This window comes from Gryllotalpicola daejeonensis (assembly GCF_039538145.1).
Taxonomy (GTDB): Bacteria; Actinomycetota; Actinomycetes; order Actinomycetales; family Microbacteriaceae; genus Gryllotalpicola; species Gryllotalpicola daejeonensis.
On record NZ_BAABBV010000001.1, the window covers coordinates 1996612 to 2020470 of the forward strand.

21 protein-coding genes are annotated in these 23859 nt (G+C 70.3%); 15 read left to right on the forward strand and 6 right to left on the reverse strand.

Annotation, left to right across the window (positions count from 1 at the left end):
* The first annotated feature begins 44 nt into the window (after positions 1–44).
* Positions 45–884 carry an exodeoxyribonuclease III gene (locus tag ABD736_RS09760; protein WP_344791562.1) on the forward strand — a complete coding sequence of 280 codons (840 nt, stop codon included), beginning with the start codon at positions 45–47 and terminating at the stop codon, positions 882–884.
* Positions 885–958: 74 nt separating this feature from the next.
* On the opposite strand, the gene ABD736_RS09765 is transcribed toward ABD736_RS09760, so the two are convergent.
* Positions 959–1462 (reverse strand): GNAT family N-acetyltransferase, encoded by a 504-nt coding sequence (locus ABD736_RS09765; RefSeq protein ID WP_344791563.1) that lies wholly within the window; start codon positions 1460–1462, stop codon positions 959–961.
* Positions 1463–1621: 159 nt separating this feature from the next.
* On the reverse strand, positions 1622–2542 hold the full coding sequence (locus tag ABD736_RS09770) for an AEC family transporter (protein WP_344791564.1): 921 nt from the start codon (positions 2540–2542) through the stop codon (positions 1622–1624).
* Between the two features lie 67 nt (positions 2543–2609).
* Here ABD736_RS09770 and ABD736_RS09775 point away from each other — a divergent pair, with 67 nt between their 5' ends.
* Positions 2610–3425 (forward strand): alpha/beta fold hydrolase, encoded by an 816-nt coding sequence (locus ABD736_RS09775; RefSeq protein ID WP_344791565.1) that lies wholly within the window; start codon positions 2610–2612, stop codon positions 3423–3425.
* Positions 3426–3545: 120 nt separating this feature from the next.
* Here ABD736_RS09775 and ABD736_RS09780 read toward each other — a convergent pair whose 3' ends face one another.
* From ABD736_RS09780 to nirB, 3 genes are read right to left on the reverse strand one after another with little or no spacing between them, the layout of a single operon-like run.
* On the reverse strand, positions 3546–4709 hold the full coding sequence (locus ABD736_RS09780) for a uroporphyrinogen-III synthase (protein WP_344791566.1): 1164 nt from the start codon (positions 4707–4709) through the stop codon (positions 3546–3548).
* A gap of 9 nt (positions 4710–4718) precedes the next feature.
* Positions 4719–5507 (reverse strand): uroporphyrinogen-III C-methyltransferase, encoded by a 789-nt coding sequence (gene cobA / locus ABD736_RS09785; protein ID WP_344791568.1) that lies wholly within the window; start codon positions 5505–5507, stop codon positions 4719–4721.
* A gap of 8 nt (positions 5508–5515) precedes the next feature.
* The gene (nirB, locus tag ABD736_RS09790; protein ID WP_344791569.1) at positions 5516–8101 is read right to left on the reverse strand and encodes a nitrite reductase large subunit NirB; all 2586 of its coding nucleotides are present in this window, start codon (positions 8099–8101) and stop codon (positions 5516–5518) included.
* Positions 8102–8259: 158 nt separating this feature from the next.
* On the opposite strand from nirB, the gene nirD reads away from it, so the two are divergent.
* The 12 genes from nirD to ABD736_RS09850 all read left to right on the forward strand — a co-directional run bounded on the left by nirD (position 8260) and on the right by ABD736_RS09850 (position 21520).
* Positions 8260–8652 carry a nitrite reductase small subunit NirD gene (gene nirD, locus ABD736_RS09795; protein ID WP_344791570.1) on the forward strand — a complete coding sequence of 131 codons (393 nt, stop codon included), beginning with the start codon at positions 8260–8262 and terminating at the stop codon, positions 8650–8652.
* A complete protein-coding gene (locus tag ABD736_RS09800) occupies positions 8649–10058 on the forward strand; it encodes an MFS transporter (protein ID WP_344791572.1) in 1410 nt (469 codons plus the stop codon). The genes nirD and ABD736_RS09800 overlap by 4 nt, the downstream gene beginning before the upstream one ends.
* Positions 10055–12280 carry a molybdopterin oxidoreductase family protein gene (locus ABD736_RS09805; RefSeq protein ID WP_344791573.1) on the forward strand — a complete coding sequence of 742 codons (2226 nt, stop codon included), beginning with the start codon at positions 10055–10057 and terminating at the stop codon, positions 12278–12280. Before ABD736_RS09800 ends, ABD736_RS09805 begins: the two co-directional genes overlap by 4 nt.
* Positions 12277–13926 (forward strand): FAD-dependent oxidoreductase, encoded by a 1650-nt coding sequence (locus ABD736_RS09810; RefSeq protein WP_344791574.1) that lies wholly within the window; start codon positions 12277–12279, stop codon positions 13924–13926. Before ABD736_RS09805 ends, ABD736_RS09810 begins: the two co-directional genes overlap by 4 nt.
* 83 nt (positions 13927–14009) lie before the next feature.
* Positions 14010–15101 carry a threonine aldolase family protein gene (locus ABD736_RS09815; RefSeq protein WP_344791575.1) on the forward strand — a complete coding sequence of 364 codons (1092 nt, stop codon included), beginning with the start codon at positions 14010–14012 and terminating at the stop codon, positions 15099–15101.
* Positions 15102–15148: 47 nt separating this feature from the next.
* Complete coding sequence (locus tag ABD736_RS09820) at positions 15149–16489, forward strand: glycosyltransferase family 2 protein (RefSeq protein ID WP_344791577.1); 1341 nt, start codon at positions 15149–15151, stop codon at positions 16487–16489.
* Positions 16486–17037 carry a hypothetical protein gene (locus tag ABD736_RS09825; protein ID WP_344791578.1) on the forward strand — a complete coding sequence of 184 codons (552 nt, stop codon included), beginning with the start codon at positions 16486–16488 and terminating at the stop codon, positions 17035–17037. Before ABD736_RS09820 ends, ABD736_RS09825 begins: the two co-directional genes overlap by 4 nt.
* Positions 17038–17063: 26 nt before the next feature.
* Positions 17064–18020, forward strand: a complete 957-nt coding sequence (locus tag ABD736_RS09830; protein WP_344791579.1) for a pyridoxamine 5'-phosphate oxidase family protein — start codon at positions 17064–17066, stop codon at positions 18018–18020.
* A gap of 323 nt (positions 18021–18343) precedes the next feature.
* On the forward strand, positions 18344–18931 hold the full coding sequence (locus tag ABD736_RS09835) for a nitroreductase family protein (RefSeq protein WP_344791580.1): 588 nt from the start codon (positions 18344–18346) through the stop codon (positions 18929–18931).
* Between the two features lie 248 nt (positions 18932–19179).
* Entirely contained in the window at positions 19180–19824 is a 645-nt protein-coding gene (locus tag ABD736_RS09840; RefSeq protein WP_344791581.1) for an alternate-type signal peptide domain-containing protein, read from the forward strand.
* A 24-nt stretch (positions 19825–19848) separates the two neighbouring features.
* The gene (locus ABD736_RS09845; RefSeq protein WP_344791582.1) at positions 19849–20853 is read left to right on the forward strand and encodes a hypothetical protein; all 1005 of its coding nucleotides are present in this window, start codon (positions 19849–19851) and stop codon (positions 20851–20853) included.
* 25 nt (positions 20854–20878) lie between these two features.
* Positions 20879–21520: a signal peptidase I gene (locus ABD736_RS09850; RefSeq protein ID WP_344791583.1), complete on the forward strand. Its 642-nt coding sequence runs from the start codon at positions 20879–20881 to the stop codon at positions 21518–21520.
* Here ABD736_RS09850 and ABD736_RS09855 read toward each other — a convergent pair.
* On the reverse strand, positions 21492–22064 hold the full coding sequence (locus ABD736_RS09855) for a TetR/AcrR family transcriptional regulator (RefSeq protein WP_344792237.1): 573 nt from the start codon (positions 22062–22064) through the stop codon (positions 21492–21494). The genes ABD736_RS09850 and ABD736_RS09855 overlap by 29 nt on opposite strands.
* Before the next feature lie 144 nt (positions 22065–22208).
* Between ABD736_RS09855 and ABD736_RS09860 the strand changes: the two genes are divergently transcribed.
* On the forward strand, positions 22209–23690 hold the full coding sequence (locus ABD736_RS09860; RefSeq protein ID WP_344791584.1) for a DHA2 family efflux MFS transporter permease subunit: 1482 nt from the start codon (positions 22209–22211) through the stop codon (positions 23688–23690).
* Positions 23691–23859 lie beyond the last annotated feature (169 nt).

Below are 23859 nucleotides of genomic sequence, written 5' to 3' on the forward strand. Positions count from 1 at the left end.
CAAAGGCAGATCGATGAGAAGCACAGCGCCAATAGGCTGAAAACATGCGCGTCGCGACCTGGAACGTCAACTCGATCCGCACCCGCTATGTCCGCGTGATCGACTGGATGCTGCGCGAGGACATCGACGTGCTCGCCATGCAGGAGATCAAGTGCAAGCCGGAGCAGTTCCCGCGCGAGGCGTTCGAAGAGGCGGGCTACGAGGTCGAGATCCACGGCCTGAACCAGTGGAACGGCGTCGCGTTCGCCTCGCGGCTTCCGCTTGAGGACGTCGAGGTCGGATTCCCCGGCCAGCCCGGCTTCCTCAAGGGTGCCGACGGCCCCGACCTGCCGCAGGAGGCCCGCGCGCTGGGCGCCACGGTGGCAGGCATCCGCCTCTGGTCCCTGTATGTGCCCAACGGGCGCGCGCTCGGCGACCCGCACCTCGCCTACAAGCTGGACTGGCTCGCCACCCTCGCCGACGACACGCGGCAGTGGCTCGCCGCCGAGCCGACGCTGCCGCTTGCGCTGATGGGCGACTGGAACGTCGCGCCACTCGACTCGGACGTCGGCGACCCGTCGTTCGTGCAAGGTGTCTCGACCCACATCTCGCCGCCTGAGCGCGCCGCGTTCGCCGAGTTCGAGCGCGCAGGACTCACCGACGTCGTGCGGCCGCGCGTGCCGACGGGCTACACCTTCTGGGACTACAAGCAGCTGCGATTCCCGCGCAACGAAGGCCTGCGCATCGACTTCATCCTGGGGTCGAAGGCGTTCGCCGAGTTGGTGACGGATGCCTCGATCCACCGGGATGAGCGCAAGGGTGAGGCGCCGTCCGATCACGTGCCGGTCGTCGTCGACCTGGCCGTCGAGACGGAAGAGGACTACGACCGCCCGATGGTCTTCTGACCGTCGCGCCACGGTCGTTGAGGAGCACGCGGGGCCTGCGGAGCGCGCGTCTCGAAACGGCGCCAGTAGGCAGCTCAGAGCCGCTTCACCATGTTGATCTCGAGCCGCGAGCGGTCGAGCGGGTACGGCATCGTGTGCCCGGTCTCAACGAACCCGCGAGAGGCGTAGTACTTCCGAGCCCGCACGTTGTCCTCGTGCACGTCGAGCTGCAGGCGGTCCGAGAATCCGCGCGCCCAGTCTTCGATCGCGGCGAGCAGCAGGTCGCTCACGCCACGCCGGGAGCCCCGGTGCGACGGCGAGATGAACACCGCGACGAGGAAGGGCGCGCCGCCGCCGTGGTCCAGCGCGCCGCCCATCATGCCGACGAACTCGCCCGTGGCGTCGTCGACGGCGACGACGAAGACCCGGTTCTTCTCTTCGCCGCGGCCGGCGTAGGCGCGCCACTCCGCCTCGGTCTGCGCGAGCGCGCTCTCGTAGGTCTGCGTGAACGCCATGGGGGTGTCCTGCAGCGCCTCGAGGCGCAGTCGCCGCATCGCCTGCCAGTCGTCGCGGGTGGTGCGCCGCACGGTGATCCCCATGGGAACCATCCTGTCCGAGTGCGCGCCGCGAGGCATCCGCTCGCCTGCTCATTGCGCGCGTGCGCCACTGCCTTCCGCTGTGCGCGCCTCGGATCCGAGTAGCGCATGGCGGAACCTGGTGGCGCACCCCGGCGTCAGGCGGCGCGACCGGGCGTCGCGTCAGGTGAGCAGCAGCGCGACGACGAAGACGGCGGGCACCGACAGGATCGTCGTGAGCAGCACCGCGTCGCGCGCGACGATCTCGCCCCGCTCGTAGCGCGCGGCGAAGTTGTAGACGTTCTGCGCCGCGGGCAGCGCGCACAGCACGACGGTGACGAACAGCGCGTGCCCGGTCACGTGGAACCCGTAGCGGGCGACGGCCCAGCCGATCGCCGGCATCAGGATCACCTTGAACAGCGTCGAGACGATGACCTCGGCGCGCGCACCGGCCGCCTTCAGCGGCGCCGACCCGTGCAGCGACATGCCGAACGCCATCAGCACGACCGGCACGGCCGCGCCGCCGAGCAGTGTGAACGCCTGGTCGACGGGATCGGGGATCGTCCAGCCGCACGCGGCGACGACAACACCCGCGACCGATGCGATGATCATCGGATTCCGCACGGGGTTGAGCAGGATGTCGCGCACGCTCACCCGCCCGCGGCTCGTCACGTCGAGCACCGTGAGCGCGATCGGCGCGAAGACGATGAGCTGCACGAGCATCACCGGCGCGACATACGCCGCGTTGCCGAGCACATAGGACGCCACCGGAATGCCGATGTTGTTGAAGTTCGAGTAGCTCGACGACAGCACGCCGATCGTCGTGCGCGCCGCCGGCCGCCGGAAGAACAGCCGGCTGAGCACGAGGAAGATCAGGCCCGTGACGACGGCCGCGAGGTTGGCCGCGAGTCCGACGCCCGAGATGACGGTGCGGATGTCTTCGCCGGCCAGCACCGTGAAGAGCAGCGCCGGGTTCGTGACGAAGAAGGCGATGCGGTTGAGCACGTAGCCGGCCTGCGGGCCGCCGACGCCCATGCGTCCCACGACGTAGCCGACGGCGATCACGAATGCGATGATCCCGAAGCCCGTCAGCACGCCCAGCACGGGATCAAGCCTATTGGTATACCAACGGCCGGGTCGCGGCGTCGGTGGCCGCCAATAGCGTTGGGGAATGCCGTTCATCGAGGTTCCCGGGGCCCGCCTCTATTACGAGACCGATGGCGACCGGGGGATGCCTGCGCTGCTGCTCATCCACCAAGGGGTGGCGAACCTGCGCATGTGGGACGAGCAGATCGAGGCCTTCGCGCGGGGTCATTTCGTCATCAGGTACGACGCCCGTGGGTTCGGGCGCACCGAGGCCGACCCGGTCGGGTTCAGCCCGGCCACAGACATCCGCGCTCTGCTCGACGCCCTCGAGGTGCCTGCCGCGACGATCATCGCCAACTCGCAGGGCGGCAGCTTCGCTTTCGACTTCGCGGTTGAGTCGCCCGAGCGCGTGCGCGGGCTCATGACGATCGGGTCTGGCGCGAACGGCATGCCCGAGGTCGCGCTGCTGCCCGACGAGCAGGCGCAGTTCGACCGGCTGTGGCAGCTCTGGGCGGCCCACGACTGGCGCGCGGTCAATCGCGGCATGGTCGAGGTGTGGAATCTGCGCGACGGCGGAACCGGCGAAGCCCTCGACCCGGCATTCGTTGAGCGCGCTTACGCCTTGAACGAGGGCAACCCGGCGTACGCGGGCTTCGAGCCGCAGCGGGTTCCGGCCGACCCACCGGCGTTCGAACGGCTCGGTGCGCTCAATGTTCCCGTCATGGTGACGGTCGGGGAGTGGGACCTGTCGAGTGAGCGTGAGCACCAGCGCATGCTCGTCGAGGCGATCCCGGGCGCAGAAGGCCACGTCTTTCCGCGCGCAGCCCACATGCCGAGCGTGCAGCACCCGGCCGAGTTCGAGGCGTTCGCCCTCGACTGGCTCGCGCGCCACGGCCTCTAGACAGCACCTTCTTCGCGCGCACGTTTTCCTCCGGCCGCGACAATGTCACATGCGGAGGAGAACCTCTCGCGAGGTGACGGTCACGCCGAAAGGTCACGGTCGGCAGGAGGTGGACGCCGCCTACACCGCGAGGCGGTAGCCGCGCTTGATGACCGTCTCGACGAGCTTCGGCTCGGGCAGGCTCTGGCGCAGTCGGCTGATGGCGACATCCATGCCGTGCTCGTCGAGCGGCTCGGGCGCGGCGAGGGCGAGCCGATCGCGCGGCACGATCGCCCCCGCGGCCACCGCCAGCCGGCGGAACAGCGCGAGCGACACCGGCGAGAGCGTGACCCGCGCACCGCCGATCTCGGCCACCCGTCCGCGCAGCAGCACCTCGCCGAACACCGTCGGCAGGCGCAGCACGCGCGAGCTCTCGAGCTCGTCGCAGACCAGCTTGATGAGCGCGCCCATGCGGAAGCGCTCGGGAATGACCGGCTCGATGCCGTGCTCGAGTAACGGCTCGGCCGTCACCGGGCCGACGCCGGCGGCGAGCACCGGAACCGCCGCGGCCTCCCGCCCGCCGGTCGCCACGCCGAACGCCGCGAGCAGATCCTCGAGCCGCCCCTCGCGCTCGGCCGCGCGCAGCAGCGCATCGGCGGCGGGCGCGCTCGTGAAGGTCACGGCGTCGATTGCGCCTGAGGCGATCGCGGCGACGAGCCGGTTCACGCGGAGGCGGTCCTCGTGCTCCTGCCAGAAGTACGGCCTCACTGTCAGCACAGAAGCGCCGGCATCCGTCAGCCGCGCAAGCTGCGCGTAATCGGTCGCGCCGTGCAGCTGCACCGCGACCGTCGTGCCGGCGACGGGCGACGCGAGCACCATGTCGACGAGGGACGCCGTCGTCTCACGCTCGCTCATGCCGCTGTCATCGAGGCCTGCTGCCCGCACGGCGCCGCGCGCCTTCGGGCCGCGCACCAGCACGCGCGCCGCGGAAAGCACGGAAACCAGCTCGTGCCCGACGCCCATCGCATCGGCCGCCTCGAACCAGCGCCGCAACCCGTAGGACGTCGTGGCGAGCAGCACCGACGGCCGAGCCGCGATGATCGCGCGCGTCTCGGCCTCCAGATGCCCATCGTCTTCAACGCCGGCCATCTTGATCGTCGGGGCGTGCAGCACCTCCGCGCCGCGGCGCTCGAAGGCGGCGATCAGGTCCTCAGAGCGGCGGTCGCTCGTGACGCCGATGCGGAAGCCCTCGAGCTGATCTGCGCGGAAGCCCGGGGACGGCGCCGCGCCCTCGTTCTCGTCCACGCGCCGAGCCTATGCGCCCGCCTCGGCGAGCAGCGAGTCGATGTCGACGGATGACTTCGACAGGCTGAGGCCAGCGGACTGCCGCACCACTTCGCCGATCACGACGATCGCCGGCGAGCGCGGCTGCACCTCGCCCAGCACCCGCACCAGGTCGCCGAGGGTGGCAAGCGTGGTGCGGCGCTCGGGGTGGAACCCCCGCTCGATGATCGCGAGCGGCATGGTCTCGCGCATCCCGTGGCGCAGCAGGCCGGCGCCGAGCTGCGGCAGCGTGCCGATGCCCATGAGCACGACGATCGTCCCGCCGACCTTCACGAGCCCGTCCAGCTCGTCGGCCGACAGCGGCGCGTGGCCGCTGATCACGGTGAACGCGCGGCTCACCTCGCGATGCGTGACGGGGACACCGACGGATGCCGGCACGGCGATCGCGCTCGTCACTCCGGGAATCACTCGGGTCGGGATGCCGAGCTCGCGGCAGGCGCCGATCTCCTCCCCACCGCGGCCGAACACGAACGGGTCGCCGCCCTTGAGCCGCACCACGTCACGGCCGGCGAGCGCGTGCTCGACGATGAGGCGGTTGATCTCCTCCTGCGGCACGGCGTGGTGGCCCGGCGTCTTGCCGACGTCGATGAGCAGCGCGTTCGGCGCCCACTCGGCCAGCTGGTCGCGCGGGGCGAGGCGATCGCAGAGCACGACGTCGGCCGCGGCGAGCGCCTTGAGCGCCCCGACGGTCATGAGGTCGGGGTCGCCGGGGCCGCCGCCGACGAGCGTCACGGTTCCTGGATCGATCTGGGCAGACATCCGCTCGCTCACCTCACTCGTACCGGGATCTCGGGACCCGACAGCATGATCTTCTCGCGCTCCGCCTCGCTCGCCGGCCGCGACTGGCCGCGCCCGTCGGGCACGCGCACGACGGCCGGGTCGCCGGCCTCCGGCGCGTTCACGAACGAGCGGAAGCGGCGCAGCCGCTCAGGGTCAGCGAGCGTCGCCGCCCACTCGTCCTCGTAGCTGTCGATGTGCCGGGCCATCGCGACCTCGAGTTCTGCGGCGATGCCGAGCGAGTCCTCGACGACGACCTGGCGCACGTGCTCGAGACCGCCGGGCAGCTCCTCCTGCCAGCGGGCGGTGCGCTGCAGCCGGTCGGCGGTGCGCACGTAGTACATGACGTAGCGGTCGATGTAGGCGAGCAGCGTCGCGTCGTCGAGCCCCTCGGCCAGCAGCTGCGCGTGCGCGGGCGTCATGCCGCCGTTGCCGCCGACGTAGAGCTGCCAGCCGTTCGCCGTCGCGATCACGCCGATGTCCTTGCCGCGGGCCTCCGCGCACTCCCGCGCGCACCCCGAGACGCCCATCTTCAGCTTGTGCGGCGAACGCAGGCCGCGATAGCGCAGCTCGAGCTGCACCGCCATGCCGACGGAATCGAGCACGCCGTAGCGGCACCACGTCGACCCGACGCACGACTTCACGGTGCGCAGGGACTTGCCGTAGGCCTGCCCCGACTCCATGCCCGCGTCGATCAACCGTTGCCAGATCTCGGGCAGCTGCTCGAGCCGTGCGCCGAACAGGTCGATGCGCTGGCCGCCCGTGATCTTCGTGTAGAGCCCGTAGTCCATTGCGATCTGCGCGATCACCGCCAGCTTCTCCGGCGTGATCTCGCCGCCGGGGATGCGCGGGACGACCGAGTACGTGCCGTCCTTCTGCATGTTCGCGAGCGCGCGGTCATTCGTGTCCTGCAGAGCGCCCGCACCGTCATCGAGGATGTAGCGGCCGGTCTGAGTGGCGATGACGGATGCCACGACGGGCTTGCAGATGTCGCAGCCGATCCCGCCCGAGACGAACCGCTCGAGCACCTCGCCCACGGTCTGCAGGCCGAGGATGCGCACCGACTCGAACAGCTCCGCCCGGCTCATCGCCACGTGCTCGCACAGCGCGCGGCTGACCTCGACGCCGGCCTTCACGAGCTCCTGGTCGAGGATCTTCTTCACGATCGGCACGCACGACCCGCACTGCGTGCCCGCGCGCGAGCACGCCTTGAGCTCGCCGAGGTCCGTGCACCCGTCGGCGATGTGCTCGCGGATGCTTCCGGCGGAGACGTTGTTGCACGAGCACACCTGCGCCGCGTCGGGCAGCTCAGCCGACGTCGGCGGCTCGGCACCGGCCGCCGCGAGGTACGCGCCCGGCTCCGCCGGCAGCGCGGTGCCGAGCAGCGGTCGCAGCGAGAGGTACGGCGAGGCATCGCCGACGAAGATGCCGCCGAGCAGCGTCTTGGCGTCGTCCGCGACGACGACCTTCTGATAGAGCCCGCGCGCCGGGTCCGCGTAGACCACCTCGAGCGCCCCTTCGCTCACCGCGCGGGCATCGCCGAAGCTCGCGACCTCGACGCCCGAGAGCTTGAGCTTCGTGGCGTCGTCGACGCCGGGGAAGGTAGCCGAGCCGCCGAGCAGCCGGTCGGCGACGACCTCGGCCATGGCATTGGCCGGCGCGACGAGCCCGACCGTCTGGCCGTCGTAGGCCGCGACCTCGCCGATCGCCCAGACGCCCGGCGCGCTCGTCGCGCACGCGTCGTCGATCAGCACGCCGCCGCGCGGCGCGAGCGCGATGCCCGCACCACGGGCGAGCTCGTCGCGCGCCGTGATTCCGATTGAGAAGACCACGATGTCCGCCGCGATCACCCGCCCGTCGGTGAGGCGCACGCCCGTCACGGCGCCGGAGGGAGCGGTGAGGATGCCGGTGGGCCGCACCCCGAGCTCGAGGTCGATGCCCCGCGCCGAGATCAGCCGGCCCAGCGCACGGCCGGCGCCTTCGTCGAGCTGCGAGCTCATGAGCCACCGGCCGGAGTGCACGATCGCCGCACTGCCGCCGAGGGCCGCCATGCCGCCCGCGGCCTCGAGGCCGAGCAACCCGCCGCCGACGACCACCACGCGCGGGGCGCGGCGCCGCTTCTCGCGCAGCTCGGCCACCTCGGCGACGAGCGCGTCGACGTCTTCGAGCGTGCGATAGACCCGGCCGGCGGCCGCGTTCTCGACCGGCGGCAGCGCGGCCGCAGAGCCGGTGGCGAGCACGAGCTCGTCGTAGGGCACCACCGCCTCGTCATCGAGGGTCACGGTGCGGGCATCCGTATCGATCACGCTCGCACGCCGACCACGCAGCAACGTCACATACTGCGCCTGCCACAGCTCGGCGTCGCCGAGCGTCAGATCGACCGGGCCCGCGAGCCGCTTCGAGAGCTGCACGCGGTCGTAGGGCAGGTGAGCCTCTTCGGTGACGACGGTGATGCGCAGCGGGGTCGGGGTGTCGGCGCCCAGCGCACCCACTCGGGAACTCAGTGCGTCGACCAGGCGATGGGCGGCCGGGCCGCCGCCGATGACGACGATGCGACGGGAAGCGGTCGTGGACATGAGCCCACCGTATGAACCGCCGTTTTCGCCCCGATTGCCCATTTGTGAAGGCGTGTGTCGAAGTCCTCACGAGGGGCTGGGAGCGGCGTGAGGACTTTTTTACTCCCGGGTCACGACGCGTGACGGTGCGGAAACGGCCGCTTCCTAGCGTGACCGGCATGACGCTGATCGAATCGCCCGCTGCGCGGCCTACGGATGCCTCACACGACGGCCTGGACTGGATCGCCGCCTGCCACCTGACTCAGCTCGAGCCCCTCTGGGGCGAGGCGGTGCTGCTGCCTGACGGCAGCCAGGCCGCCCTCTTCCTTCTTCCAGACGGCCGCCTGTTCGCGACCGACAACTTCGACCCGGAGGCGCACGCCATGGTCATGTCGCGCGGCCTCGTCGGCACCCGCACCGTCGACGGTGCGATCCGCCCCACCATCGCCTCTCCGCTGCACAAGGACGTGTACGACCTCGAGACCGGCCGCTGCTACACAAGCGCCCATCTGGCCCTGCCCACCCTGCCCGTGCGCGTCCGCGCCGGCGTCGTCGAACTGAGGAAGTCATGACCGCAACAACGAGCACCGCCTCTGTCGCAGCACCGCCTGCGCAGGCATCCGCCCCCGGCCTTCTTCACCTGCCCGGCCGCTGGATCGACGGCTGGAACCCCGAGAACACCGCCCAGTGGGAAGGCGGCGGCGCAGCGATCGCGGCGCGCAACCTGCGCTGGTCGATCTTCGCCGAGTTCCTCGGTTTCGTCGTCTGGCAGCTGTGGAGCATCGTCGTCGTCTCATTGCCTGCGGCCGGCTTCCACTACTCGGTGAGCCAGACCTTCTGGCTGATCTCGATGCCGAGCCTCGTCGGCGCGACCCTGCGCTTCCCGTACACGTTCATGGTCCCGAAGTTCGGCGGCCGCAACTGGACGATCGTGTCCGCGTCGCTCTTGATAATCCCGGCATCCGCGCTCGCCATCGCGCTCGGCAACCCGGCGACGCCCTTCGGCGTGATGCTCGTGATCGCCGCGCTCGCGGGCTTCGGCGGCGGCAACTTCGCGAGCTCGATGGCCAACATCACGTACTTCTATCCGCAGCGGATGAAGGGCTGGGCGCTCGGCCTCAACGCCGCGGGCGGCAACATCGGCGCCGCGGTCGCGCAGCTGCTCGTGCCGGTCCTGGTCACGCTGACGGCCGGTGCCACGCTCAACCTGCCGATCGCCGGGTGGTTCTGGCTGCCGCTCATCGCCATCGCGATCATCGGCGCCGCCACACGCATGAACAACTTGACCGGCGCGAAGGCCGACCTCGCGGCCTCCGTCGCCGCGCTGCGCGAGCCGCACCTGTGGCTGCTCGCACTGCTCTACGTCGGCACCTTCGGGTCGTTCATCGGCTTCTCCGGCGTCTTCCCGAAGCTCATCGCCGACGAGTTCCCGCAGTTCTCGGCCATTCACGTGGGCACGGTCGCCTTCTCGCTCGCGTTCCTCGGCGCGGCGGTCGGGTCGCTATCGCGTCCCTACGGCGGCCGACTCGCAGACCGCTTCGGCGGCGCGCCGATGACCGCGATCGCGTTCATCGTCATGGCGGCCGGCACCACCACCGCGGTGCTGACCCTGCCGCTGCACAGCTTCGGCGTCTTCCTGGCCTGCTTCCTGGTCCTGTTCGTCGCGAGCGGTGTGGGCAACGGCGCCATGTACCGCATGATCCCCACGGTGTTCGCACTGCGCAGCGGGTCGGCCGACGGGCACCACCACGGCGGTGACGTCGGGGCGCAGCGCAAGGCCTCGGCCGCGCTCGGCATCGTGGCGGCCTTCGGAGCGTACGGCGGTTTCCTCGTGCCCCAGCTGCTCGGCGCCTCGAAGTCGCACTTCGGCGACTACGCGCACGGGCTCTGGTGGTTCGTTGCGGCCTATGCCGGATTCCTCGCCATAACGCTCGCGGTATATGTCGTTCCCGCCGCGCGGAAGCGGACCCGCCTGTGACCTCGCCGGTCGCGGCCCGGGCCGCGGACACCCACTGCCCCTACTGCGCGCTGCAGTGCGCAATGCGGCTTGAGCCGAGCAGCACGGATGATTTCGACGGGCTCAGTCCGGCGGCCTCACCCGTCGCCGTCTCGCCGAGAGAGTTCCCCACGAACCGCGGCGGCCTGTGCCGGAAGGGCTGGACCTCGGCCGAACTGCTCTCCCGGCCGAGCCGCGTCACGCGCCCACTCGTCCGGCAGCCCGACGGCACCTTCACCGAGGCGAGCTGGGAGGAGTCGCTCGACCTCATCGCCGCCCGTCTGCGCGCTGCGCGCGCCGCGTTCGGCCCTGACTCGGTCGCGGTGTTCGGCGGCGGCGGCCTCACGAACGAGAAGGCGTACCAACTCGGCAAGTTCGCGCGGGTCGCGCTCGGCACGAGCCGGATCGACTACAACGGCCGGTACTGCATGTCGTCGGCTGCGGCCGCCGGCAACCGTGCCTTCGGCGTCGACCGCGGGCTGCCCTTCCGGGTCAGCGACCTCGACGATGCGCGCACGATCATGCTGATCGGCTCGAACCCGGCCGACACGATGCCGCCGTTCGTGCGCCACCTCGAAAGTGCGCGTGCGGCCGGCGGCCTGATCGTCGTCGACCCGCGCGAGACCAGCACCGCGAAGCTGACGCATGCCGGCGGCGGAATACACGTGCAGCCGGCACCGGGGACCGACCTCGTGCTGCTGCTCGGGCTCGCCCACATCGCCATCGCCGAAGGTCTCGTCGACCGGCACTACGTCGACAACCGCACCGAGGGATTCGCGGCGCTGCGCCGGTCGGTCTCGCAGTGGTGGCCCGAGCGCGTGGCATCCGTCACCGGTGTGCCCGTCGAACTGCAACGCAGGGTCGCGCGCCGGCTCGCGGAAGGCGGCGCCTATGTGATCACGGGGCGCGGCGTCGAGCAGCACGTCGACGGCACCGACACCGCAACCGCCGCCATCAACCTGGCCCTGCTGCTCGGGCTCGTCGGGTCGGCCGACGGCGGCTACGGCACCCTGACCGGCCAGGGCAACGGCCAAGGCGGCCGCGAGCACGGCCAGAAGGCCGATCAGCTGCCCGGCTACCGCAAGATCACCGACCCGAGGGCGCGCCGCCACGTCGCGGGCGTGTGGGGCGTCGCGCCCGACACGCTGCCCGGCCCAGGGCTTCCCGCGGCCGAGCTTCTCGCCGCGCTCGGCCGCCCGGGCGAGAGCGGCGGCGTGCGCTGCCTGCTCGTGCACGGCTCGAACCTGCTCGTCTCGTCGCCCGACGTGAACGCCGTGCGCGCAGGCCTCGCCGATCTCGACCTGCTCGTCGTCTGCGACTTCGTCTTCAACGAGACGGCGGCCCTCGCGGACGTCGTGCTGCCGGTGCCGCAGTGGGCTGAGGAGGAGGGCACGATGACCAACCTCGAGGGCCGCGTGCTGCGCCGCCGCGCCGCGCTCGCGCCGCCGCCCGAGGTGCGCAGCGAGCTCTGGATCCTCGCCGAGCTCGCCCGCCGCCTCGATGCCCCGAGCACCTGGCCGACCGACCCGGCCGTCGTGTTCGACGAGCTCGTCCGCGCCAGCGCCGGCGGCATCGCCGACTACTCCGGGCTCAGCCACGAGCGCCTCGACGCGCAGCTCGACGCGGGCCGTGCGGCCTACTGGCCCTTCCCGGCCGGCACCGCCGACGCGTCAGAGGGCACGCCCCGCCTGTTCACTGACCGGTTCGCCCACGCCGACGGCCGCGCCCGGCTCGTTCCCGTGCGCGTGCGCGGCGAGGTGGCGGATGCCGCGGCATACCGTCCCGACGACGAGCTCACGCTCATCACCGGCCGGCTGCTCGGCCACTACCAGTCGGGAGCCCAGACGCGCCTCATCCCCGAGCTGCTCGAGGCCGCGCCAGAGGCCCTGCTCGAGATCCACCCCGCGACCGCCGCCCGCCTCGGCCTCGACGACGGCGGCCGCGTCGAGCTCGCCAACGAGCGCGGGCGCGTCGAGTGCCGGGTCGCCTTCTCGGCAGGCATCCGCCCAGACACCGTCTTCCTGCCCTTCCACTTCGCCGGCGACGAGAGTGTGAACCGCCTCGTCGCGGCATCCGTCGACCCCATCTCGGGCATGCCCGAGTTCAAGCGCACGCGCGTGCGAGTGCGCGCGCTGCGCGCGGTGGGCGAGCGGACGGTTTCGACAGGCTCAATCCGGCGGCCTGCCCAGGCGGTGAGCGCATGAGGGTCGCCCTGATCGGCTACGGCCCCGTCGGCGCGCGCTTCGTGGAAGAGCTGCTGCCCGCCGTCGAGGCGGGGGGAGTCGAACTGACCGTGATCGGCGCCGAGACCCACGACGCCTACAACCGGGTGCTGATCGGCGAATACGCCGTCGGCCGCGCAGACCGCGACCGCCTCGAGACGACCGACACGGCAGCGGCCGCGGCGGCCGGCGTCGTCTTCCGCCTCGGCGCGGCGGTCGTCGGCGTCTCGCCGGCGGAGCACGTGGTTCACCTCAGCAGCGACGAGCACGGGCAGGAGCGACTTCCCTACGACCGACTCGTCTTCGCGACCGGCGCACGCGCCAACATCCCGACCCTCGACGGTCTCGAGCGCTCGCGGCGCGACCGGCTCGCCGTCGTGCGCGAGGCCGGCCGGCTCGACGAGGGCGGCCGCCCCCTGCCGCGCGGCGTGATCGCGCTGCGCACTCTGGAAGACGCGCAAGTGCTGCGCTCCCGCCTCGAGGCCGACCCCGCCGCCGAGCTCGTGGTGCTCGGTGCCGGAGTGCTCGGCATGGAGTTCGCCCTCGCGGCAGCCGAGGCCGGGGCGCGGGTCTCGGTCGTGTATCACGACGGTGTTCCGATGGGCCGCAACCTCGACCAGGGTGCGGGGCGCGTACTCGCCCGCTTGTCGAGCGCCGTCGGGGTCGCGATGCACCCGCACGCCCGCGCCGAAGAGGTACTGCTGCGCGATGACGACCACGGCCGCCAGGTGTTCGACGGCCTCGTCTGCGCCGACGGAACCGTGGTGCGCGGCTCGCTGCTCGTGCTGTCGTGCGGCGTCAGCGCCCGCACCGAGCTGGCCGCCGCGGCCGGCCTGCGCGTCTCGGCCGGCATCGTGGTCGACCACGAGCTGCGGTCGTGGACCGACCCCGACGTCTATGCCATCGGGGACTGCGCCCAGGTCGTCGCCCCGAGCTCGGTCGCCGACGACGTGCTGCTCGACCCGACGGTGCGCGTTCCCGGCGCCCCGAGCGGCCTCGTCGGCCCCGGCTGGCGGCAGGCGGCGTGGCTTGCGGCGCGGCTCGCCGACGAGGCGCTCGGGCTGCCGGCATCCGTCACGCCCCTCGAAACCGAGCGCCTGCCCGTCGTGATGCTCAAAGCGGACGGCGTCGACGTCGTCGCGGCCGGCGACGTGACACCCGACATCTGGGACGAGATCGATGCGCACGGATGCCTCGCCCACGGCCACCAGGGCAGGCGGATCAGCCAGTGGGCCGATCCGCTCGCGGGCCGCTACGTCAAGCTGGTCACCCAGGGCGACCGGCTCGCGGCCTTCGTCTCGGTCGGCATGGCCCGCACCGGCGCCGAGCTCACGCTGCTGTTCGAGCAGGGCGCCCCGCTGCCCGCCGATCGCTCGGTGCTGCTGCGGCTCGACGGCCCGGACGCGACGCCCTCCGGCAGTGGCGCCCTCACCCCGGCATCCGTCGTCTGCACCTGCAACGGCGTGACGGCGGGCCGTATCTCTGACGCGGCGCAGTCGGGCTGCGCGACGCTCGACGCGGTCGGCCGCGCGACGCGCGCCGGCACGGGCTGCGGCGGCTGCCGCGATCGGGTCCAGGCGATCCTCGACGCGTCGCTCGCCCCCGACCCCGCTTCCGTCGCCTCCTGAATCGAGTACGCCGTACTCGCGGTTTCGCGGCGGACTTAGCCGCGAGTACTGCGTACTCGATGCGGTTTGGCCATGATGGGGCCATGGCCTTCGAGCGTCTGCACGATCCGTCCATCACGAGCTTCGCGAGCGACAACTACGCGGGCGCGATCCCCGAGGTGCTCGAGGCGATGTTCATCGCGAACGGCGGCCACCAGCCGAGCTACGGGGCCGACGTCTACAGCAAGCGCCTCACCGCGCTGATCAAGGAGCAGTTCGGCGATGCGGCGGAAGCCCACATCGCGCTCAACGGCACCGGCGCCAACGTGCTCGCACTGCAGAGCATCACCGAGCGCTGGTCAGGCGTGATCTGCGCCGAATCCGCCCACATCAACACCGACGAGAACGGGGCGCCTGAGCGCGTCGGCGGCCTCAAGCTGCTGCCGGTGAAAACCGCCAACGGCAAGCTCACCCCAGAGCTCATCGACCGCCAGGCGTGGGGCTGGGGCGACCAGCACCGCGCCCAGCCGAGCGTCGTCAGCATCACGCAGGTGACCGAGCTCGGCACCGTCTACACCGCGGACGAGATCGCCGAGATCGCCGACCACGCGCACAGCCGTGGCCTCACGGTGCACCTCGACGGCGCCCGGCTCGCCAACGCGGCGGCCGCCCTCGACCTGCCGCTCGCCGACTTCACGACAGAGGTCGGCGTCGACATCATCAGCTTCGGCGCGAGCAAGAACGGCGGGGCGTTCGGCGAGGTGGTCGTCATCGTCGATCCAGAGACGACGCTCGGCATCGAGTACCTGCGCAAGGCCGACATGCAGGTGCCGAGCAAGCAGCGCTTCATCGCGGCGCAGCTGGTGGCGATGCTCGAGGACGGCCTGTGGTTGCGCGCCGCCCAGCACGCGAACGAGATGGCGGCACTCCTGCGCGAGCAGCTTGAAGAAGCGGTGGCGGATGCCTCTGCCCCCGGTCTCTCGTTCACGCAGCCGACCCAGTCGAATGCCGTGTTCGCCGCCCTGCCGACCGTCGCCGCCGACATCGTGCGCGACCGCTACGCGTTCTACGACTGGGACGCGACCCGCGGCGACGGCTTCAGCGAGGTGCGCTGGATGACGGCCTGGGACACGACCGAGGAAGATGTCGAAGCTTTCGCCGACGCCATCGTGGAAGCGCTGCAGGCGGTCGTATGATCAGCGCCAGTACCACCAGATTCACCGCACGATTCTGAGGGGGGACGATGCCGACGACGCCGGGGGGCTGGTTCATCCAGGTCCTGATCTTCGTGATCGTGGGCTACCCGATCGTCGGCGGCCTGGCGTTCATCGTCTCGAGCTTCTACTACAAGCTCTTCCTCGAGAAGCACGACCTGCCGCAGCCGCTGCGGGGCGAGCCGCCGTTCGTGACGATCTTCGTGCCGGCGCACAACGAAGAGGCATCCATCGCGAGCACCGTGCGCTACCTCTTCACCAAGCTCAACTACCCGCTCGACAAGTACGAGGTAATGGTCCTCAACGACGGGTCCACCGACCGCACCGGCGAGATCCTCGACGAGCTGCAGCAGGAGTTCGAGGGGCTGCGGGTGCTCACCGTGGTCGCGAACCGCGGCAAGGCGGCGGCGTTCAACCTGGGCCTGGGCTTCGCCAAGGGCGACTTCATCCTCTCCAACGATGCGGACACGAAGCCGAGCCCCGACGCGCTGTGGCAGTACATGAGCTACTTCGAGCGCCCGGGCGGTCACAACGTCGGCGCGGTCACCGGCAACATGCTGGCGGCCAACCGCACCACCATGACGGCGCTCGCGCAGCAGAACGAGCTGAACTCGATCATCGGCATCATCAAGCGCGGTCAGATGGCGATCGGCTCGCTGTTCGCGTTCTCGGGCGCCAACACGATGTACCGCCGGCAGGCGGTGCTCGACGGGGGCGGCTGGCATCCCGAGCAGCCGACGGAGGACATCGCCAATGCGTGGGACATGCAGACGATGGGCTGGCGGGCGCTGTTCGCCGCGCACATCCGCTTCTTCCTCGACGTTCCTGAGAAGCTCGGGCCGCTGATCAAGCAGCGCCGCCGCTGGTCCTCGGGCGGCATCTACGTGCTGCTCACGAAGGGGCCGCGGCTGATGCGGCATCCGATCACGAACTACGCGATGATCCCCGTGATCTTCGACTACGCGCTCAGCATCGTGTGGAGCTTCCTCTACTGGATCAGCATGGCGATCTTCGCCCTGTTGCAGCTCTACTTCCTCGCCACGCTCAACTGGGAGCGGTTCTTCCACAACTGGTACATGGTCGGCATCTTCGTCGCCATCGAGATGATCGTCGGCGCGATCCAGGTGAGTACGGCGTCGTACTACAACGACGGCGGAAGGACGCTCAAGTACCTGATCTTCGCGCCCTGGTACATGCTCGTGTACTGGATGGTGAACACCTTCACCGTGGTCTGGGAGTTCTTCCCCACCGTGCGGAAGATCCTCGCCCTGCGCGACGGCGGGGTCTGGAAGTCGCCGGAGCGGTCGGCGAGCCTGACCGGCGGCGAGCCCCGGCAGGGCGAACCCCAGCAGGAGGTACCGCAGCGATGATCGACCCGATTGAGAAGGCCGCCATCCAGAACGCGGCCGAGCTGCACCCCGATTACGTGACCCACACCGTTGACGAGAAAGAGCTCACGGTCGACTGGTTCTTCGGCCCGCTGCGCTTCCGCAACAAGGTGCCCCAGCTGCTGCTGTCGATCGTCGGCTGGTTCTTCTCGATCCTGCCGATCTGGATCACCGCGTCGGCGATCCTGCACCGCAACGACCATCGCGGCTGGTGGAACTACCGCGAGGGCTACGTGATGTTCGACGACACGTCGATCATCCTCGGCATCCTGCTCGTCGTGTTCGTGCTCGGCTATCTCGGGCTGTTCTTCCTCGACCGCCGGCAGGACGGCTGGCGGCGCGACCACATCACATACGACGTCGAGCGCCTCGACCTGCGCCTCGCGATCGCCGAAGACCTTTACGCGCAGAAGTTCGGGCCGGAAGAGGAGCGGATCAATTTGCGCAACATCCGCATCGAGCCCTACGCAGACTTCGAGACTTACGAGTTGCGCGACCGCTACCGGGACTACGACGTGGGGGTGGACTGATGGCGCTGTCTCCAGAGGATCTGCGCGTGATCGACGACATGAAGCAGCGCGAGTTCACGCAGAAGAAGCGCCGCCGGGCCGTGAGCGCCATGCACCACGAGCGCACGCGCTACCGCGCCACCCTGACCACCGTCATCACCGTCGTCATCGCGCTCATCGTGGGCATCGCGTACACCGCCTTCCGCCGCTTCCTGACGGCGCCGCTGCCCGAGCTTTGGCAGCGTGACTGGCCCGCGCTGCTCATCGGCGCCGTGATCGGCTGGCTGCTCGCCGAGCTGTGGCTCCGATCGTGGGCGGGCCGCCGTGTGCTCGCCCGCAAAGACGCGCGCCTCAACCAGAAGTACTCGGGCGATCTGCACGCGGGCCGGCGCTGGCAGCAGTTCTTCTACAAGGGCGAGGAGATCTCGGCGCTGATCCCGCGCGTGCTCTACACGCTGGAGAGCCAGCCCGACCCCGAGAGCCTCGACGCCGTGATCGACAGCGTGCGCACGACGCGCTACGAGAACCCGCGGTTCCGCGCTCGCGGCCTCGAGATCTTCAACTCGCTCGTCGACGCCACCGACCTCGTGCTGCTGTCGACGTGCGACGACGCCGGCCGTCCCTCGAGCCGCTTCATGCGCTTCGTCACCACGAGCCGCCCGGGCGTCTGGTACGTGACCTCGGCGCCCGAGGCACCGAAGATCCGCGAATTCGACCGCGGCGTCGCCGCGCTCATCACGGTGCCGACCGAGAGCGGGGCGACGATCAGCAGCAACCGCGTGCGACTGCGCCGCGCCGACAAGGGCTTCCCAGAAGTGGCCGAGCTCTACCGCGCGCAGGTGCCGCGCTATCTCGACGGCATGACACCCGAGGACCAGTCCCGCGAGGTCGTCTACGAGCTGACCATCGAGTCGGCGCGCGTAAGCAGCTGGGAGTACAACGAGGTCGTGCTCTTCGAGTCCAACCAGGTGCCGGCAGAACCGGAGTCGCGAGCGCTGGCGTAGCGGGCGGGGGCCCGCGGCGCGCGGCATCCGTTTTGCATTCTTGTTGCATCTAAGATAACCTGGATGCATCGGGCGGGGCTCGCCGACGCGAAAGGGGCGGCGGCGACCGGCCTCGCCCTCGGTCATCGCTGACCACCCGGTCCTCGGCCGGCGGGCTCGCCTCCCACCCCCCTGTAGAGATCCCGTCGGTCGAGCTGATCGGCGTTTTTCTTGCACGGATGCCTGCGAGGAATACCTCGAAGCCCCCATGCGTTCGCATGGTGTTGTCAAAGTCACCGGCGCTGATGCCGTTGCCCCGCGAGCAATCGAGAGGAGTCAGCGCGATGACGCTGATCACTGAGTCCAAGACCGCACAGACGGATGCCCCGATCCTCGGCGTCCTCGCCGAGCGGTGGAGCCCCCGCGCCTACTCGTCGGAGCCGATCGACGAGACCAAGCTCGCGTCGGCACTCGAGGCCGCGCGCTGGAGCCCCTCCGGCGGCAACTCGCAGCCGTGGCGCTTCATCGTCGCGCGCCGCGGCTCCGAGGCGTTCGAGAAGATCGCCGCCTCGCTCGCGCCGTTCAACCAGGTGTGGGCGCCGACCGCGTCCGTGCTGCTCGTCGGCCTGTACACCGAGCTGCGCGACCAGGCCGGCAAGCTGCGCAACACGGTCTTCTACGACCTCGGCCAGGCGATGGCTCACCTCTCTGTGCAGGCGCACCACGACGGCCTGCACGTGCACCAGATGACCGGCTTCGACGCCGATGCCCTCGCGGCGTCGTTCGAGTTGCCCGCCGACGTGAAGCCGTTCGTCGTCGCGACCCTCGGCACCGTCGGCTCGCCCGATGACCTCGGCGAGGCCCTCGCCGAGCGCGAGCGCCAGCCGCGCACCCGCCTCTCGCGCGCCGAGATCGAGCTTGTCAACGAGTAAGGCGGCGCGCCCATCCGGGCACCCGTTTGCATAATCCACAGGCCCCGCCGGTTCGACCGGCGGGGCTTTGTGCATATGGGCAACGGATTCGGCTCAACCGCTGTGGCAAGTCACCATGGAAGTACGGCTACCCGAGCCGACCATCGAGAAGGCCACGCACCCCGGCCGCGTCCCGCGGCGGGGAGACGAAGGCGCTGGCATCGCTTCCGCCGCTGCCGGCACGGACACACGAGATGGCAGGCAATCTGATGAACAGGCTGTTCAAAGGTGCCATCGCCGGTGCTGCCGGCGTGGCACTTCTCCTCGGAGGGGCGGGAACGTTCGCCCTCTGGAATGACGACACCGACGCCGGCACCGACGCGCAGATCGAGGCCGGGCACCTGATGTTCGGCACCGTGCCGGCGGGGCAGTGGTACCTCAACGGCAGCACCAGCGCACTGACGGACGAGCAGGTCGAGGCCCTCGCGCTCGTCCCCGGCGACATCCTGCTCTACAAGGTCAACGGCGTTCAGATCATCGCCCACGGCACCGACCTGAAGGCGCAGCTCGGCTTCGACTGGGACAACGTGACGGATGCGGGCACCGACGGCAGCGACGTGACCGATGCGACCGCCGGCAGCGAGTTCCTCGACACCCTCGACGTCGCCTATGCGGTGACCGACGCGCAGGGCGACCCGGTGGCGCTGACCGACGGCGACACGATGACCATCACCGGCGGCGACACCATCGACGCCCAGACTGTCAACATCGCTGTGACGATCACCTTCGACCCGAACACCGACGCGCACGTCGCGATGGGCGGCAAGGTCGACCTGAGCGGCTTCGACCTGACGCTCAAGCAGGTGCAGATGCCCGGGCAGGCTCCGGCCAGCCCCGAGCCCGCGGCCACCTGACCGCAACGCTGAAAGGCGGTGCTCATGAAGCTCGGGCTCGCACGCCGCTGGACGCGTCAGCGCGTCCAGCGCGTGCTCGCAATCACCGCGATCGTGAGCACCGCCTTCATCGCAGGCGGCCTCGGGGCCGACCACGGCACCTTCGCCACCTGGGGCGACACCCGTTCGCTCAGCGATGTCACGTTGACCGCCGCGATCGCCGATGTGGCGGTCAGCGGATTCACCGACCAGACCGCGACCTACACCGCCGGTGCGCTGTCGTTCACGAGCCGCGTCGTGGTCGAGAACACCGGCTCGACGCAGCTGCAGCAGTTCACGGCGAAGCCGACGGTCGTGGCCGGCAACTCGGCACTGTGGGGCGCGGTGGCGACGACCTTCACCGCCGAGCAGGGCGGCGGCACCGCCGGCTGGGACACCTGGCTGCAGGGCCTCGTGCTCGACGCCGGGCAGTCGGCCGCCTACGACGCGACGCTCACGCTGCCCTCGGGCGAGCTGCAGCAGTTCGACGGCGCCTCGGTGACCGTGAGCGTCACCGTCACCGCCCGGGCCAGCACCTCGGCCGGCACCGCATCGAAGTGGACCGCGAGCGACGCCACCTCGACCTTCACCCAGACCGTCGACGCGCCCGACAGCACGCCGACGCCCACGCCCACGCCCACTCCGACCCCCACGACGCCGGTCGGACCGAACGTCAACCTCACCATCACCCAGGCGGGCGACCACCAGCTGATGCTGACGTGGGCGAACCCGGTCACCGCGCTGCTGACGCCCGGCTCGCCCTACAAGATCTACGTCAACGGCATCGAGTTGCCGCAGAACGGCATCAGCACCTACAACACCACCTACTCGCTGCCGTCGAGCGTGATCCCGACGGCGTTGTGGCCGCCGGTCGGCCAGACCGCGGCTCTCACGATCACGATCGTGCCGGACGTCACCGGCTGGCTGACCGGCCCCATCGCACAGGGCACCGTCTGGGTGCGGCCGGACGCTGCGACCGACGCCCTGCTGTTCGCCACCAACCCGAATTGACGATGCCCAGCTGAGAGGAGGCGCCATGAGCACCCGACCTGCCCGATCGGGACGCACGGCTCGCCCCGGGCGCCCCGGGCGCCCCGGCCACCCCGGGCGCGACGACAGCGTCTGGCAGTGGATCTGGTACGGCGTGAGCGCAGGCCTCCTCGCCATCATCCTCGGCATCGGCATCGTCGCGATCGCCCTTCCACGCCTCGCCGGCGCGATCCCGCTGACCGTGCTGACCGACTCGATGAAGCCCGATCTGCCGCCGGGCACCATGCTCGTGGTGCGCCCGCTCTCGCAGGACGAGATGCACACCGTCAGCGTCGGCGACGTCATCTCGTACCAGCCCTATCCGAACGACCCGATGCTGATCAGCCACCGCGTCGTCGCGACCGCGTCGCGCGACGACGGCCAGTTCGACTTCACGACGAAGGGCGACGCGAACGGATTCGTCGACCCGCCCGTGCGCCAGGTGCAGGTGCGCGCCCGGCTCTGGTACTCGGTGCCCCTGCTCGGCTGGGTCAACGACGCGATCAACTCCGGTGGCCATCGCTCGTGGATCATCCCGACCGTCGCAGGCCTGCTGTTCGCCTACCTCGGCTACACGGTCGTCGCGACGGCCGTCGAGAGCGTGAGGAAGAAGCGCGCGGCTAGCGCAGACCGCTCGTCGCCAGCTTGATGAGGCGTCGCAGGGCGGCATCCGAATCGCCGCGCTGCTCAGCCGCCCACGCCAGCGAGCCGATCAGGGCATTGAGATCGGATGCCTGCACGTCGGCGCGTACCGCGCCGGCCTCCTTCGCCCGCGCCAGGATCGTCGCGGTGCCCTTCGTCATCGGCTGACAGCTCGAGCACAGCGGAGAGCTCGGGTCCTGCAGGGCCGTCGCGATCGACTCGGGGAGGCCGCCGTAGGTGCGCAGATGGCGAGCCAGTTCGACGATCCACTCGTCGAGGGCCTTCGCCGCGTCGGGCTCTTCGCTGAGTCGGCGCGCGGTGGCGCCGAGGTCGGCCAGCGCGTCGCCGAGGGCGGCCGCGAGCAGCGCGTCACGGGTGGGGAAGTGGCGGTAGAGCGTGCCGGGGCCGACGCCCGCGCGGCACGCGATGTCGTCGAGCGAGGCCCCCGTGCCCTTCTCGGCGAAGGCCTGCGCCGCCACCTGCACGATCTTGTCGTAGTTGCGCTGCGCGTCGGCGCGCAGGGGCCGCTTGGTCGCGGCATCCGCACTCATCGTCACGTTCACTCCCAGCGAACCGGATCCACTCTCCGCTTGTTGACAAAGCGGAGCCAGTCTCCATATATTGAGGATTCCGAAAGGCGGAGACTTCCTCCGGATTCGGCTTCGACCATACACCCACTCGTGATCGGACGTCTCGTGACCGACACTCTTTCCCTTGATCTCACAGGCCCCGCCGAGGGTCTCCATCCGCCTGGCGGCGAGTCGACCGGCGTACGGCGCCGCAAGGCATCCATCCTCGGCCTCATCACCGTCTTCATCACCCAGCTCATGCTGGTCGTCGACGCGAGCATCGTGAACGTCGCGCTGCCCGACATCCAGAAGGCACTGCACTTCACGCCCAGCGGGCTCAGCTGGGTCGTGACCGGCTACGCGCTCGCGTTCGCGGGGCTCATGCTGCTCACCGGCAAGCTCGGTTCGAAGATCGGCGCGAAGCGCGCGCTCATCATCGGCACGCTCGTCTTCATCCTGGCGAGCGCGGCGGGCGGCCTTGCCCCGACGGCATCCGCGCTCATCGTCGCCCGCATCGTGCAGGGAATCGGCGCAGCCATCGCCGCGCCGAGCACGCTCGTGCTCCTCATCGAGAACACCACGCCCGGGGCGCAGCGCAACCGTGCGATGAGCCTCTTCGTGCTCGCGGCCGGCTCGGGCGGCGCGATCGGTCTCATCCTCGGCGGGGTGCTCACGACCGGCTTCGGCTGGGAGTGGGTCATGTTCGTCAACGTTCCGATCGGCGTACTGATCGCGCTCGGCGCCGCGTTCTTCCTGGGTGAGACCGAGCGCACGCGTGAGACGCTCGACTTCGGCGGCGCAGCGACCAGCGTCATCGCGATGGTCGGGCTGGTCTACGGGTTCACCTCGGCGGCGAGCTCCGGCTGGGGCAGCCCAGTCGTCATCGTGTCGTTCGCGGTGGCGCTCGCGGCGCTCATCGGCCTCGTCGTGATCGAGCGCGGCCACCACTCACCCGTCGTGCCGCTGCAGCTGTTCACCCGGGCGCGCTCGGCCGTGCCGCTGGTGTCGATGCTGCTCGTGCCGGCAGGCATGTTCGCCTTCTTCTACTTGATCACCCTGTTCACGCAGGACGTCTATCACTTCAGCGCCCTCGGCACCGGCCTCTCGCTCCTGCCGTTCGTCGTCACGATGATCGTCGTCTCGCAGCTCGCGCCGCGCCTGCTGCCGCAGTTCGGCGAGCGGCTCGTCGGCGCGGTCGGGCTCGCGGCGCTGGTCGTCGGGCTCGGCTGGCTGTCGCAGCTGCACGCCGACGAGAGCTACGTGTCAGGCATCCTCGGCCCCATCATCGTCATGGGCCTCGGAGCCGGCCTCACCTTCGCGCCGCTGACGGGGCTGATCATGGCGCATGCGCCCGCCGGGCACGTCGGGGCGACCTCGTCGGTGCTGCAGACGATGCAGCAGCTCGGCGGCTCGATCGGCGTCGCGGTGCTGTCGACCGTCTTCGTCTCGGCGGCCGCGACGGCCGGCATCGCGAGCGGGCTCACGACCGCGATCGTGGGCGGCGTCGTGTTCGTCGGCCTCGCGTTCGTGCTGTACGCGCTGTGGGGATCGAACGCGCCCGCGGCGATCGAGGGCGATGCGGATGCCTCGCCGGTGGTCGTCCACTAGGCGAAAACGCCCTCACGAAGAGCCCCGACTGTTCTGGCAGGCGGGGCTCTTCGCGCGTTGCGATGCGGTCACAGCGCCGACGCTGGTGCTGTTGCAAAGCACGCCGCGACGTGTAGCGTCCAAATGTGGCTCGGCGCCGAAGGGCAATGACTATAGGGGCGACGGCGGT

Coding starts and splice junctions, on each gene's coding strand:
- ABD736_RS09760 (WP_344791562.1), top strand. CDS start 45: ATGCGCGTCGCGACCTGGAACGTCAACTCGATCCGCACCCGCTATGTC.
- ABD736_RS09765 (WP_344791563.1), bottom strand. CDS start 1,462: ATGGGGATCACCGTGCGGCGCACCACCCGCGACGACTGGCAGGCGATG.
- ABD736_RS09775 (WP_344791565.1), top strand. CDS start 2,610: ATGCCGTTCATCGAGGTTCCCGGGGCCCGCCTCTATTACGAGACCGAT.
- cobA (WP_344791568.1), bottom strand. CDS start 5,507: ATGTCTGCCCAGATCGATCCAGGAACCGTGACGCTCGTCGGCGGCGGC.
- nirB (WP_344791569.1), bottom strand. CDS start 8,101: ATGTCCACGACCGCTTCCCGTCGCATCGTCGTCATCGGCGGCGGCCCG.
- nirD (WP_344791570.1), top strand. CDS start 8,260: ATGACGCTGATCGAATCGCCCGCTGCGCGGCCTACGGATGCCTCACAC.
- ABD736_RS09800 (WP_344791572.1), top strand. CDS start 8,649: ATGACCGCAACAACGAGCACCGCCTCTGTCGCAGCACCGCCTGCGCAG.
- ABD736_RS09810 (WP_344791574.1), top strand. CDS start 12,277: ATGAGGGTCGCCCTGATCGGCTACGGCCCCGTCGGCGCGCGCTTCGTG.
- ABD736_RS09815 (WP_344791575.1), top strand. CDS start 14,010: ATGGCCTTCGAGCGTCTGCACGATCCGTCCATCACGAGCTTCGCGAGC.
- ABD736_RS09820 (WP_344791577.1), top strand. CDS start 15,149: ATGCCGACGACGCCGGGGGGCTGGTTCATCCAGGTCCTGATCTTCGTG.
- ABD736_RS09825 (WP_344791578.1), top strand. CDS start 16,486: ATGATCGACCCGATTGAGAAGGCCGCCATCCAGAACGCGGCCGAGCTG.
- ABD736_RS09835 (WP_344791580.1), top strand. CDS start 18,344: ATGACGCTGATCACTGAGTCCAAGACCGCACAGACGGATGCCCCGATC.
- ABD736_RS09840 (WP_344791581.1), top strand. CDS start 19,180: ATGAACAGGCTGTTCAAAGGTGCCATCGCCGGTGCTGCCGGCGTGGCA.
- ABD736_RS09845 (WP_344791582.1), top strand. CDS start 19,849: ATGAAGCTCGGGCTCGCACGCCGCTGGACGCGTCAGCGCGTCCAGCGC.
- ABD736_RS09850 (WP_344791583.1), top strand. CDS start 20,879: ATGAGCACCCGACCTGCCCGATCGGGACGCACGGCTCGCCCCGGGCGC.
- ABD736_RS09855 (WP_344792237.1), bottom strand. CDS start 22,064: ATGAGTGCGGATGCCGCGACCAAGCGGCCCCTGCGCGCCGACGCGCAG.